This window comes from Cryobacterium zongtaii (assembly GCF_002909375.1).
Lineage (GTDB): Bacteria > Actinomycetota > Actinomycetes > Actinomycetales > Microbacteriaceae > Cryobacterium > Cryobacterium zongtaii.
On sequence record NZ_PPXD01000005.1, the window covers coordinates 330784 to 343539 of the forward strand.

A 12756-nucleotide genomic window follows, 5' to 3' on the forward strand; every position below is an offset into this window, starting at 1 on the left:
CCCTATTCGTCGTCCTCCAGAATGCTGTCCGGCTGGATGTCGATTTTTGCGCCGGTCAGTTTGGCGGCGAGGCGGGCGTTCTGACCCTCCTTGCCGATCGCGAGCGACAGCTGGTAGTCGGGCACGAGGGCCCGAACTGCCTTGATCGACTCGTCGATGACGTAAGCGCTGGTGACCTTGGCGGGCGACAGCGCGCTGGCCACGAAGGTGGCCAGGTCCGGCGAGTAGTCGACGATGTCGATCTTCTCGTTGTTGAGCTCCGACGTCACCGCGCGCACGCGCTGGCCGAGCTCGCCGATGCAGGCACCCTTGGCGTTGACACCGGGCTCGGTGGCGCGCACGGCGATCTTGGTACGGTGGCCGGCTTCGCGGGCCAGCGACACGATCTCCACGACACCGCTGGCGATCTCGGGGACCTCCAGCGCGAACAACCGACGCACGAGCGACGGGTGGGTGCGCGAGACGGTGATCTGCGGGCCCTTCATGCCGCGGCCGACGGCCGTGACATACACCCGGATGCGCGAACCGTGCACGTAGCTTTCGCCGGGCACCTGCTCTTCGGGGGGAAGGATCGCCTCGATGGTGCCGAGGTCGACGTGGATCATGCGGGGGTTGGGGCCCTGCTGGATCACGCCGGCGACGATCTCGCCTTCGCGGCCCTTGAATTCGCCGAGCACCGCGTCATCCGCGATGTCGCGCAGACGCTGATTGATGACCTGCTTGGCCGCGAATGCGGCAATGCGACCGAAGTCGTCGGGGTTGTCAACGGCCTCGCCGATGATGTTGCCCTCTTCGTCGTGCTCAGGAATGTAAATGTCGACGTGACCGGACTTGCGGTCGAGTACGACGCGAGCTCCGGGTTCTTCTTCCGCAGCCTGCTTCAGCGGCTCACCCTGGTGGGTGTGCTTGAGGTAGGCCGTCAGAATTGCTTGCTCAATGATCTGCACGAGTTCCTCGAAGGGAATCTCTTTCTCGCGCTCCATCAGCCGCAACACGCTGAGGTCGATGTCCATGGCCGGCCTCCTCTATTCAGATCTTGCCGCCGCGAAACCGCGCAGCGGGCTTCTCCCTACGGTACCGGAATCCCAGCGCGCCCGTCACCCGCCCGGGTGGTACCGCAGGGACTCACCGAGGGCGCTCAGGTGCCCGCAGCAGCCTGCGCGGTTACGCTATCCCGATGATTACTCGATCCAATGCAGAGTCCGCCGCCAATTCGGCCGGTCATGCCGCGCAGAGCGCCGGTAACAACCCGCACCTGAAGACCTTGGCCAAGGCCGGTTATGCGGTCAACGGCCTGCTGCACGGCCTGATCGGCGCCATCGCGATCGGGCTGGCTGTCGGTGCCGGCGGTGAGAGCGCCGATCAGTCCGGCGCCCTGGGCCAGCTCGCCCAGTCCCCCGGCGGCGTCTTCGTCATCTGGATCATCGTCGTCGGCCTGACGGCGCTGGGCCTCTGGCAGGTTCTGCAGGCTTTCCTGGTGCCGGGCACCGATCCGAAGAAGGTCTGGGCGCACCGGCTCAAGGAGATCGGCAAGGGTGTGGCGTACCTGTTCGTGGCCGGCACGGCCCTGACGGTGGCGCTGACGGGGTCGGCGGACTCATCGGGGAGCACGGCGTCGGCCAGCGCATCCGTGCTCGCCCTGCCCGGCGGGCCGGTGCTGCTCATGATCGCCGGGCTCGCGATTCTGGTGATCGGCGGATACTTCGTCTACAAGGGTGTTGCGAAGAAGTTCACCGAGGACCTCGCCGTGCCCGCCGGCACCCTGGGCACTGTCACGGTGGGCCTCGGCGTGGCCGGGTACATCGCCAAGGGCATCGCCGTGGGTGTTGTGGGCATCCTGGTGATCGTGGCAGGCTTCACGGTCGACCCGAGCCAGTCGACCGGCCTGGACGGGGCGCTGCGCTCGCTCGCCGCCCTGCCGTTCGGGGTGGCCATCCTGGTGCTGGTCGGCCTGGGCCTGATCGCATACGGCATCTACTGCTTCTTCAGGGCCCGCTTCGCCCGACTCTAACCACACCGGCGCGCGAAAGCGGTCATCCGGTTGCTTCAGCGTCGCTGAGGCAACCGGATGACCGCTTTCGCGATTGCGGGTCAGGCGAAGTGGGCGGCCAGCTCCGAGACGGCCACCTGGGTGCGCTCGCCCGAACGGCGGTCCCACAGCTCCACGATGCCGTCGGCCGCGCCGCGGCCCACGATCACGATGGTGGGGATGCCGATCAGCTCGGCATCGCCGAACTTGACCCCGGGCGACACCTTGCGGCGGTCGTCGTAGAGCACGTCGCGACCGGATGCCTCGACCATGGCGGTCACGGCCTCGCTGGTCTCGAAGACGATCTCGTCGCGGCCGGTGGCGATCACGTGCACGTCGAACGGTGCCACCGCCTCGGGCCAGATCAGGCCCTTCGCGTCGTTGTTGAGTTCGGCGATCACGGCGAGGGCGCGGGTGACGCCGATGCCGTATGAACCCATCGTGACGGTGACGAGCTTGCCGTTCTCGTCGAGCACCTTGAGCCCCAGCGACTCGGCGTACTTGCGGCCGAGCTGGAACACGTGGCCGATCTCCATGCCGCGGGCCAACTCCACCGGGCCGGAGCCGTCGGGGGCCGGGTCGCCGGCGCGCACGTCCGCGGCCTCGACGGTGCCGTCCGCGATGAAGTCACGGCCGGCGACGAGGCCGAATACGTGGCGGCCGGCCTCGTTGGCGCCGGTGATCCACTCGGTGCCGTCGACGATGCGCGGGTCGACGAGGTAGCGGATGCCTGTGGCCGATTCGGCGCCCAGCATCGCGCCGGCGGCGGTCCACGGGCCGATGTAGCCCTTGACCAGGCCGGGGCGGCCGGGGATCTTCGCGAGCTTGGCGAAGTCGCCGTCGTTGGCGGCCTCGACCTCGGCGGGGGCGAAGGCCACCTCCACGCGCTTGAGGTCGACCTCACGGTCGCCGGGCAGGCCGATGACCACGATCTCGCGGCTGCCATCGGGCTGCACGAGGGCGAGCACAACGTTCTTGAGGGTGTCCGCGGCGGTCCAGTCGCGGCCATCCGGGCGCGGCTGGTTGGCGTTGGCCGAATCGACGAGAGTCTGGATGGTGGGGGTGTCCGGGGTGTCGTGCACCTGCGCGGCGGGGAAGCCGGCGAAGTCGATCGGCTCGGGTGCCAGGGTGCGGAACGCCTCGACGTTGGCCGCGTAACCGCCGGCCGAGCGCACGAAGGTGTCTTCACCCACCGGGGTGGGGTGCAGGAACTCTTCGCTCTTGGAACCGCCCATCGCGCCGGCATCCGCCTGCACCACGACGTATTCGAGGCCGAGTCGGGTGAAGATGCGCTCGTAGGCGTCGCGCTGAGCCTGGTAGCTGGTCTCGAGGCCGGCGTCGGTGTGGTCGAAGGAGTAGGCGTCTTTCATGGTGAACTCGCGGCCGCGCAGCAGGCCACCGCGGGAGCGGGCTTCATCGCGGTACTTGTCCTGGATCTGGAAGATCGACAGCGGCAGGTCCTTGTAGCTGTTGTAGAGGTCCTTCACCATCAGGGTGAAGACCTCTTCGTGGGTGGGGGCCAGCAGCAGGTCGCTGCCCTTGCGGTCCTGCAGGCGGAACAGCCCATCGCCGTACTCGTCCCAACGGCCGGTGATCTCGTAGGGTTCGCGCGGAAGCAGGGCCGGGAAGTGCACCTCGAAGGCGCCCGCGGCGGCCATCTCCTCGCGGATGATGGTCTCGATCTTCGCCTTGACCTTCAGGCCCAGCGGCAGCCAGGCGAAAATGCCCGGCGCCTGACGACGGATGTAGCCGGCCCGCACAAGCAGGCGGTGGCTGGTGACCTCGGCATCAGAGGGGTCTTCGCGAAGGGTTCGGAGGAAGTAGTTCGACATACGAATAGGCACGCACCTACTTTACGGCGCGCGGAGACCACCCGTCGGCGCGGGCTGGCCTCGAAAACGGGCAACAGTTGCGGCGCGCGCGGCTGGGTCGGGTGCGGCTAGCGGGAGCCGACGGTCACCACGGGGGCGCCGAGGGAGTCTTCGCTGGGAGGCATCTCGGCGGCCATCCGGTTGGCCTCCTCGATCAGGGTCTGCACGATCTCGGACTCCGGCACGGTCTTGATAACCTCGCCGCGCACAAAAATCTGGCCCTTGCCGTTTCCGGATGCCACGCCGAGGTCGGCGTCGCGCGCCTCACCGGGGCCGTTCACGACGCAGCCCATCACGGCCACACGCAGCGGCACCGTCATACCCTCGAGGCCGTCGGTGACGTCGTTGGCGAGCTTGTAGACATCCACCTGAGCCCGACCACAGCTGGGGCAGGAGACGATCTCGAGCTTGCGTTCGCGCAGGTTCAGCGACTGCAGGATCTGCAGGCCCACCTTGATCTCCTCGGCCGGCGGGGCGCTGAGGGACACCCGGATGGTGTCGCCGATGCCCTCGCCGAGCAGGATGCCGAACGCCGTGGCGCTCTTGATGGTGCCCTGGAAGGACGGGCCGGCCTCGGTGACGCCGAGGTGCAGCGGCCAGTCGCCGCGCTCGGCGAGCAGGCGGTAGGCCTTGACCATGACCACAGGGTCGTTGTGCTTGACCGAGATCTTGAAGTCGTGGAAGTCGTGCTCCTCGAACAGGCTGGCCTCCCAAACGGCGCTCTCCACGAGAGCCTCCGCGGTGGCCTTGCCGTACTTCTGCAGGATGCTGGGCTCGAGCGAGCCGGCGTTGACGCCGATGCGGATGGAGACGTCCGCGGCCTTGGCGGCGGCGGCGATCTTGGCGACCTGGTCGTCGAACTTGCGGATGTTGCCGGGGTTCACCCGCACGGCCGCGCAGCCGGCGTCGATGGCCGCGTACACGTAGCTCGGCTGGAAGTGAATGTCGGCGATCACCGGGATCTGGCTCTTCTTGGCGATGATCGGCAGCGCCTCGGCGTCGTCGCGGCTCGGCACGGCGACGCGCACGATGTCACAGCCGGAGGCGGTGAGCTCGGCGATCTGCTGCAGGGTCGCGTTGATGTTCGTCGTCGGAGTCGTGGTCATCGACTGCACGCTGACTTGCGCGTCGCCGCCGACGAGGACCTTACCGACCTTGATCTGGCGGGACTTACGTCGGGGAGCGAGAGTTACGGGGACTTTGGGCGTACCCAGGTTTATAGCGGCCACGAATGTAGCTTACGCGTGCGCGATCCCGTGAAGCTGAACCCTTCCCGAACGCCCCGATGGTGTGGCGTGGGCTCAGCCGAACAGGTTGATCGGCTTGACGATGTCGGCGTAGATGAGCAGCAGGCTCATGCCGCCGAGCACGACCACGACGGCGAAGGTCAGCGGCATCAGCTTGGCCGTGTCGACGGGGCCCGGGTCGCGGCGTTTGAACAGCTTGGCGAACCACCGGCGGATGCCTTCCCACAGGGCTCCGGCGACGTGGCCGCCGTCCAGTGGCATCAGCGGAACCAGGTTGAAGACGAACAGGGCGATGTTGAGCGAGGCGAGCAAGCCGATCAGGCTCGCGGCCTTGCTGTTGAACGGGATGGTGTCGATGCTGGCGATCTCGCCGGCGACCCGGCCGACGCCCACCACGCTGATCGGGCCGTTCGGGTCCCGCTCCCCCGGCCCGAACGCGGCGTTGGCCACGTCGATCAGACGCTGGGGCAGGTTCAGGATCATGTGGAACACACCGGAGATGTTCTCGCCGACGGCGGGCAGCACCGCCGTGATGGGCTGCTGCACGAGTTCACCCGCCGGGCCGATGCCGACGAAGCCGACATCGATGGTCTGCGGGTCGCCGTTGGCGTCGGTGACGATCTGATTGGCGTCATCCGTCACGTAGCGTTCGGTGAGTTTCGGGGTGATGACCAGGGTCTGCTCGGCACCGTCGCGTTCGACGATCACCTGCAGGGGCGTGCCCGATGACGCGCGGATGATCTCGGTGGACTGGTCCCAGCTGGTGATCGCGGTGCCGTCGATGCTCACCAGACGGTCGCCGGGCTTGAGGCCGGCGGCGGCGCCGGGTGCGACCTCGTCGCCCTCCGCGCAGGTCTGCCGGTCGCTGGTGGCGGGCAGCACGCACGCGCTGACACTGCCGACGGTGGTGCTGGACTGGGTGGTGCCGAAGCCCATCAGCAGCACGGCGAAGAGCACCACCGCGATGAGCAGGTTCATGGTGGGCCCGCCGAGCATGATGATGATGCGCTTGAAAACCGGCAGTTTGTAGAACGCGCGGTGGTCTTCGCCCTCGCCGATGGTGTCCGCGCTGGCCTGACGGGCGTCGTCGACCATGGTGCTCAGGGCGCCGGGCTTCTTGGCGGGTTCACCCTCCTGCACCAGCTGGTTGAAGAAACCGGTGCTGTTGGGTCGGGCGGCACCGTCCTTCGAGGGCGGGAACATGCCGATCATCGAGATGTAACCGCCGAGGGGAAGCGCCTTGACGCCGTACTCGGTCTCGCCCTTACGCTTGGACCACAGAGTGGGCCCGAAGCCGATCATGTACTGGGTGACCTTGACCCCGAACAGCTTGGCCGGCACCAGATGGCCGATCTCGTGCAGGCCGATGGACAGCGCAAGGCCCACGACGACCACGGCTACGCCCAAGATATATAACAGCACGGTTTCCACATCGGTAGATTAGCCTTCTCTTGCTGCAAGTCGGCTGGCCGTTGACCGGCAGCAGGCTATCCGCAAGATTTGCCACCCACCCGCCAGCATCCCGATTCACCGCCCCGGAGGCTCCCCCTGTCTGCACCGACCGAACCGCTTCGTGATCCGTCGCGGTCAGACAGCCTGATCGGGCTGGTCCTCGCCGACAGGTTTCGTCTGGTCAGGCTGATCGGCACCGGCGGCATGGCCACCGTTTACGAAGCCGCCGACCTGGCGCTGGGGCGCACTGTCGCGCTCAAGCTGTTCAGGATGGACACCGCCGACGATTCGGGCCCGCAGCGGCAGAGTGGCGAGGTCATGGTGCTCGCCAGCCTCAACCACTTCGCACTGGTGACCCTGTTCGATGCCGGCACCGAACACGTCGACGGCGTGACCCGGTCGTTCATCGTGATGGAATACGTCGATGGTTCCGACCTGCGCAGCCGCATCAACCAGGGCGTTGTGGCCCCCGCCGAGGTGGCCCGGATGGGCGCCGACCTGGCCGAGGCGCTGCACTACGTGCACGCGAAGGGCATCATCCACCGCGACATCAAGCCCGCCAACGTGCTGCTGGCCCCGTCGGATTTTCCCGGCCGAGTTTCGCACGCCAAGCTGGCCGACTTCGGCATCGCCCGGCTTTTCGACGCCACTCACCTCACCCGAACCGGCTCGGTGCTCGGCACCGCCGGCTACCTCAGTCCGGAGCAGGCGCTGGGCCAGCCGATCGGGCCGCCCAGCGACGTGTACTCGCTCGGCCTGGTTCTGCTCGAAAGCCTCACCGCCACTCGCAGCTACCCGGGCACAGCGATCGAGTCGGCCATGGCCAGGCTGCAGCGCCAGCCGGAGCTCCCCGCGGAGCTCGGCGCCGAGTGGTGCGCCGTGCTCGCCGGCATGACCGCCCGCGAGCCGGCCGACCGTCTCACCTCGGCGGATGCCGCGGTGCGCCTGCGCGAACTCGTTCCGGCCGGGTCGACTGAGTCCTCCCTCGCGGCAATCCCGGCATCGGCAGACGACTCAACCGAGCTGATGGCGGCCGGCACTGCACCCATGAATGCGGCGCCCCTGCAGACCGCACCGCTGACCCCCACCGAGAGGCTGCCCGCGGCCACCGGCGACGAACCCACCCGGGTGCTCCCCTCCGCAGGCATGGCGGAGCACACCGCGAAGACCGAGCGTTTGAACGCGGCCGCACCGCTGGACCGCACGGCGGTGTTCCAACCGGCCGGGGCCAGCGTGCCGGCCGCCGGCCAACGGCCGGCCCGTCGTCAGCCCAAGGTCGGCCGGCGACCGTTGATCATCGGGGTGCTCGTCGCGCTGGCCGCGGTGATCGCGCTGGTGTTCCTGGTGCAACCGGGCGATCCGGCCCCGGAGGCACCCACGTATCCCGCGGTCGACGGCGACCTCGGCACCCACCTCCAGCAGCTGCAAGAGAGCGTGAACCCATGACCGCCACTCGGACCATCCGCACCCGGCTCGTCCTGACCGTCGCCGGCCTGGGCCTCGCCGGCAGCCTGCTCACCGGCTGCGCAGGCACCACCGCCGCGCTGGATCCCGCCGCGGCGGCCGACCTGCAGGACGGAGTCCTCAAGGTGACCTCGGCCGCTGCCGCCGGAGACTTCCTCACGGCGCAGACCGAGCTCGGCAGCGTGCAGACCGCCCTGACCGCCGCGTCGGCCGAAGATGCCGTCACCGCGGCCCGGGCCGCCGAGATCCAGACTGCCATCGACCTCGTCGGGGCCGACCTTGCGGCCTCGATCGCTGCGAGCACCCCCGTGGAGGTGCCGGTGGAGACGCCGACGCCAGAGCCTGTCAGCACGCCTAACGAGGGCAACGACGACGACGACAAGAAGGACAAAGACAAGGACAAAAAGAACGACGAGGAGGACAGCGACGACAGCGAGGACATCGACACGCCGACGCCTTCTGTAACGCCGGCTCCTGCTCCGGCCACACCCGAAAAGCCCGGCACCGACAAAACCGGAACCGAAGCCTGCGAGAAGAAGGACGACTGCGAGTAGGGGCTGGACGGCCTTGACTGTCGGCGGGCATTGACAAAGAATTGCTGCCAACAGACATCAGGAGGCCCGCCTGACTACTTCAACCGAGCCGATTCGCGAACCGACGCGAACCGATACTGTGCTCGGACTCACGCTCGCGAATCGATACCGCCTCGACGCATTGATCGGGTCGGGTGGGATGGCCGTGGTCTACCAGGCCTCTGATCTGGCCCTGGGCCGCACCGTCGCCGTGAAGCTGATGCGATTCGATGCCGCCGGCGGTGCCGGATCCGCGCGGCACCGCGACGAGGTGGCGGTGCTGGCCCACCTCAATCATTTCGCCCTCGTCACGCTGTATGACGCTGGAGTCGAGGTGATCGACGGCGCCCCGCGGTCGTTCATCGTGACCGAATTCGTCGACGGCACGGATTTGCGTAGTCACCTGCTGGCGGGCCCGATGGATCCCGGCGAGGTGGCGAGGCTTGGCGCCGACCTCTGTGAGGCCCTGCACTGCATGGGCGCACTGGGCATCACCCACCGTGACATCAAGCCCGCGAACGTGCTGCTGGCACCGTCGGATTTTCCGGGCCGGGTCGTTCGCGCCAAGCTCGCCGACTTCGGAATCGCCCGGCTGTTCGACGCCGCCCACCGCACCGAGACGGGCGCTGTGGTGGGCACGGCCGGCTACCTCAGCCCGGAACAGGCCGGCGGCCTGCCGGTCGGCCCGGCCGCCGACGTCTACTCGTTGGGGTTGGTGCTGCTCGAGTGCCTCACCGGAAAACACAGCTACCCTGGCACCGCTGTCGAGTCGGCCATGGCCCGGCTGCAACGGCAACCGGAGATTCCCGACTGGGTCGGCGCAGAGTGGCGAGCGGTGCTCACCGGGATGACGGCGCGTGAGGCCGAGGATCGGCTCCGACCCGCCGAGGCAGCCGGCCTGCTGCGCGCCCTGGTTCCCTCGGTCGACGCTCCTTCGGTCGAGGTTTCCTCGGTCAGCCCCGAGCCGGCAGCTGTGGGGGTCCGAGAAGAGGACAGCGCCACCCGACCGCTCGACCTGCCAACGACGCTGCAGCGTGAAGTAGCACCTTTCGTTCCGACCTCGACGCTTCATCCGCGAGCGGCGCCGGCCACGGCCCCCTCGCGTCGGCCACGCCGGTCGCGCAAGTCACGCCGGTGGTCGCTCGTCGTCAGCGGAGTGCTGGTGGCGGTGCTCACCGCGGGGGCCGTGTTGTTCGTCGTTCCCGGCGCGGACCCGCCGCCGGAGCCGCCGGCGTATCCGGCGGTCGACGGTCAGCTCGGGGACCACCTCGAGCAACTGCAAGAGAGCGTCGACCCGTGACCCACCGCCGACGTACGCTGGGCAGCCGCATCCGCGCCGGTGTGGCGGCCGGTCTCGTGGTCGCAGGCACCCTGGTGGGGTGCACGAGCAGCACGCCCGGTGTGCCGGCCGACACGACAGCGCAGCTGCAGGCCGCCGTGCTCTCGGTGACGGCAGCCGCCGCGACCGGCGACTATGCGGGCGCGCAGTCCGCCGTGGCCGGGCTGAAGGCCGCGCTGGCCGCTGCCGTCGAAGACGGCAGGCTCACCGAGGCTCAGGCCGCGAGGATCAACGCCGCCATCGCCCTCGTCGACGCTGACCTGATCGCGGCGCTGACGGCCGCGACCCCCGCGACACCGACCGTTCCCAGCACCCCGGCTCCTGCCACCAAAACGCCGGAGCCCAGCACCGAGCCGGAGGTCCCGGCCACCCAGCCGCCCGTGCCGACCCCGGAGCCAACGGGCAGTCCCAGCCCGGCGCCGACAGAACCCGTGCCGACGGCCGAGCCGACACCGCCACCGGAAACGCCCGACCCGGAGCCGACCCCCGAACCAGAGCCAACAACCGAGCCCGTTGTGCCCGACAACTCCGGTGAGACACCGGGCGAGCCCGGCACGGGCGATCAAGGCGCCGGCTGAGGCAGAACCGGGCATCCGACCGGTAGCCTGTCCCCGTCGGCCCACTCTCCTCGGAGGTTCCCATGCCCCAGCACCTCATCGTCGGAGCCGGCTGGATCGGCGGTGAACTGGCTCGCCAGCTCGTGGCCCGCGGCGACGACGTCACCGTCGCCACCCGCTCCGGCACCGCAGTTCCCGGCGCCATCGCCCGGGTGCTCGACGCGTCGGACCCCGTCGCGTTCTGCCTCGCGGCCGAGCGGATGCAGACCATCTTTCTGTGCACCAATCCTCCGTACCCGGATTGGGCCCGCCGGTGGCCGCCGGTGTTCGCGGCGGCAATCGCCGCAGCATCCGTCTCGGGCGCCAACCTGGTGGTGATGGGCAACCTCTACCCCTACGGGTCGCCGGCCGGGCCGATGACCGAGCATTCCCCCGAGACCACGACCGAATCGAAGGGTCTGATTCGCCGTGACGGCTGGCACCGGGTGCGAGATGCGCACGAGCGGGGTGAGATCCGGGCCGTGGAGGTGCGCGCGAGCGATTACTTCGGCGCCGGCGTGGGCGGGACCGCGCATTTGGGCCAGGCGTTCTTCCGCGCGGTCCTGGCCTCTAAGACGGCCAGAGTCGTCGGCCGGCCCGATCTGGTGCACAGCTGGAGCTACGTACCGGACATCGCCGCAACGATGATCGCCGCAGCCGACTACACCGGCACGTGGGGTCGTCTCTGGCACGTGCCGAGCGGCGCCCACAGCCGCACCGACATCGCCGGGCAGCTGAATGCGCGCTACGGCAGCCACGGCACCGTGGCGGGCTACCCCACCTGGATACTGCGCTCACTCGGCATTCCCAGCCCGTTGATGCGCGAGGTGTACAAGTCCAGCTACCAGTTCCAGGTGCCGTACGTGATCGACTCCGGCGAGACCGAGCGGGTGCTCGGCGTGGCGGCCACGCCGTGGGATGCGGCGCTGGTCGCCGTGGCCGACAGCTACCGCCGGTAGCAGCCGGTCAGCGGGCGATCGTGTCGATGATGGTGTCGGCCTGCGCCCGCGCCCAGCGTTCGGCGTCGGCGAGGGACTCGAGGGTGAGGTCGCCCTGCGCCTCGTGGGCCTCCACCACCCGCTGCACGGTGTCGACGATGTCGAGGTAGCCGATCCGGCCGGCGTGGAAGGCCAGCACCGCCTGCTCGTTGGAGGCGTTGAACACCGCCGGGTAGGTGGCGCCGGCGCGGCCGACCTGCTTAGCCAGCTCCACAGCGGGGAACGCCTCGTCGTCCAGAGGCTCGAAGGTCCAGGTGTGCGGGGTGGTCCAGTCGATAGGCACACCGACCGCGGCCACCCGGTTCGGCCAGTCCAGGCCCAACGAGATCGGCAAGCGCATGTTCGGCGGCGATGCCTGCGCGATGGTGGAGCCGTCGATGAACTCGACCATCGAGTGGATGAGTGACTGCGGGTGTACGACAACGTCGATGCTCTCGTACGGCACGTCGAAGAGCAGGTGCGCCTCGATGATCTCGAGCCCCTTGTTCACCAGGGTGGCCGAGTTGGTGGTGATGACCAGTCCCATGTCCCAGGTGGGGTGCGCGAGGGCCTCGCGCGGGGTCACGTCGGTCATTTCGGCGCGCGACCGGCCACGGAACGGGCCACCGGAGGCGGTGAGCACCAACCGGCGCACCTCGTCGGCGGTGCCGGAACGCAGCGCCTGCGCGATGGCGGAGTGTTCGGAGTCGACCGGCACGATCTGGCCGGGGGCGGCGAGCGCCTTGACCAGGTCGCCGCCGACGATGAGGGATTCCTTGTTGGCCAGCGCCAGCGTGCGGCCGGCCTTGAGCGCGGCGAGGGTCGGGCCCAGCCCGACCGACCCGGTGATGCCGTTGAGCACGACGTCGGCGTCGACATCCCGCACCAGCTGCTCGGCCTCGTCGGCGCCGACGGCGGTGTCGTCGACGTTGAACGCGGCGGCCTGCTCGGCCAACAACGTTCGGTTGCTGCCGGCCGACAGGCCGACCACCTCGAACCGGGTGGGGTTGGCTTTGATGACGTCGAGCGCCTGGGTTCCGATTGAGCCCGTGGACCCGAGAATGATGATTCGCTGCACGCCCCCATGCTAGGCGCACCGCGGATATATGCCCGGTGCGACTTACCTCGCGCTGTAGGGTCGTTGAGTGACCGGAGCCAAGCACGACCCAGCATCCGAACCCGCAACCGTGCCGGAAGCCCCTGCCGAAC

General features: G+C 68.8%; 11 protein-coding genes. 6 read left to right on the forward strand and 5 right to left on the reverse strand.

The window, feature by feature from the left end:
- Positions 1–2: 2 nt before the first annotated feature.
- Complete coding sequence (gene nusA, locus C3B61_RS03825; protein ID WP_088455500.1) at positions 3–1013, reverse strand: transcription termination factor NusA; 1011 nt, start codon at positions 1011–1013, stop codon at positions 3–5.
- A 164-nt stretch (positions 1014–1177) separates the two neighbouring features.
- Between nusA and C3B61_RS03830 the strand changes: the two genes are divergently transcribed.
- Complete coding sequence (locus C3B61_RS03830) at positions 1178–2011, forward strand: DUF1206 domain-containing protein (RefSeq protein WP_088455499.1); 834 nt, start codon at positions 1178–1180, stop codon at positions 2009–2011.
- 80 nt (positions 2012–2091) lie between these two features.
- Here the strand turns inward: C3B61_RS03830 and C3B61_RS03835 are convergent, their stop codons facing one another.
- The 3 genes from C3B61_RS03835 to C3B61_RS03845 form a co-directional block, all read right to left on the reverse strand.
- Positions 2092–3861: a proline--tRNA ligase gene (locus C3B61_RS03835; RefSeq protein WP_103459600.1), complete on the reverse strand. Its 1770-nt coding sequence runs from the start codon at positions 3859–3861 to the stop codon at positions 2092–2094.
- A 107-nt stretch (positions 3862–3968) separates the two neighbouring features.
- On the reverse strand, positions 3969–5129 hold the full coding sequence (gene ispG, locus C3B61_RS03840; RefSeq protein WP_088455497.1) for a flavodoxin-dependent (E)-4-hydroxy-3-methylbut-2-enyl-diphosphate synthase: 1161 nt from the start codon (positions 5127–5129) through the stop codon (positions 3969–3971).
- Positions 5130–5201: 72 nt separating this feature from the next.
- Complete coding sequence (locus tag C3B61_RS03845; RefSeq protein WP_198416817.1) at positions 5202–6578, reverse strand: M50 family metallopeptidase; 1377 nt, start codon at positions 6576–6578, stop codon at positions 5202–5204.
- A gap of 69 nt (positions 6579–6647) precedes the next feature.
- Here C3B61_RS03845 and C3B61_RS03850 point away from each other — a divergent pair, with 69 nt between their 5' ends.
- The 5 genes from C3B61_RS03850 to C3B61_RS03870 all read left to right on the forward strand — a co-directional run bounded on the left by C3B61_RS03850 (position 6648) and on the right by C3B61_RS03870 (position 11529).
- On the forward strand, positions 6648–8045 hold the full coding sequence (locus tag C3B61_RS03850) for a serine/threonine-protein kinase (RefSeq protein WP_244285822.1): 1398 nt from the start codon (positions 6648–6650) through the stop codon (positions 8043–8045).
- On the forward strand, positions 8042–8617 hold the full coding sequence (locus tag C3B61_RS03855) for a hypothetical protein (RefSeq protein ID WP_103459601.1): 576 nt from the start codon (positions 8042–8044) through the stop codon (positions 8615–8617). The genes C3B61_RS03850 and C3B61_RS03855 overlap by 4 nt, the downstream gene beginning before the upstream one ends.
- Positions 8618–8735: 118 nt before the next feature.
- Complete coding sequence (locus C3B61_RS03860; protein ID WP_244285823.1) at positions 8736–9935, forward strand: serine/threonine-protein kinase; 1200 nt, start codon at positions 8736–8738, stop codon at positions 9933–9935.
- Positions 9932–10552, forward strand: a complete 621-nt coding sequence (locus C3B61_RS19620; protein WP_165791120.1) for a hypothetical protein — start codon at positions 9932–9934, stop codon at positions 10550–10552. Before C3B61_RS03860 ends, C3B61_RS19620 begins: the two co-directional genes overlap by 4 nt.
- 62 nt (positions 10553–10614) lie before the next feature.
- Positions 10615–11529: an NAD-dependent epimerase/dehydratase family protein gene (locus C3B61_RS03870; RefSeq protein ID WP_103459604.1), complete on the forward strand. Its 915-nt coding sequence runs from the start codon at positions 10615–10617 to the stop codon at positions 11527–11529.
- A 7-nt stretch (positions 11530–11536) separates the two neighbouring features.
- Here C3B61_RS03870 and dxr read toward each other — a convergent pair whose 3' ends face one another.
- A complete protein-coding gene (gene dxr / locus C3B61_RS03875) occupies positions 11537–12625 on the reverse strand; it encodes a 1-deoxy-D-xylulose-5-phosphate reductoisomerase (RefSeq protein ID WP_103459605.1) in 1089 nt (362 codons plus the stop codon).
- Between the last annotated feature and the right edge of the window lie 131 nt (positions 12626–12756).

What these genes read in the sequence shown, in the direction of transcription:
- C3B61_RS03855 (WP_103459601.1), top strand. Translation starts at nt 8,042, where the DNA reads ATGACCGCCACTCGGACCATCCGCACCCGGCTCGTCCTGACCGTCGCC.
- C3B61_RS03835 (WP_103459600.1), bottom strand. Translation starts at nt 3,861, where the DNA reads ATGTCGAACTACTTCCTCCGAACCCTTCGCGAAGACCCCTCTGATGCC.
- C3B61_RS03830 (WP_088455499.1), top strand. Translation starts at nt 1,178, where the DNA reads ATGATTACTCGATCCAATGCAGAGTCCGCCGCCAATTCGGCCGGTCAT.
- C3B61_RS03870 (WP_103459604.1), top strand. Translation starts at nt 10,615, where the DNA reads ATGCCCCAGCACCTCATCGTCGGAGCCGGCTGGATCGGCGGTGAACTG.
- nusA (WP_088455500.1), bottom strand. Translation starts at nt 1,013, where the DNA reads ATGGACATCGACCTCAGCGTGTTGCGGCTGATGGAGCGCGAGAAAGAG.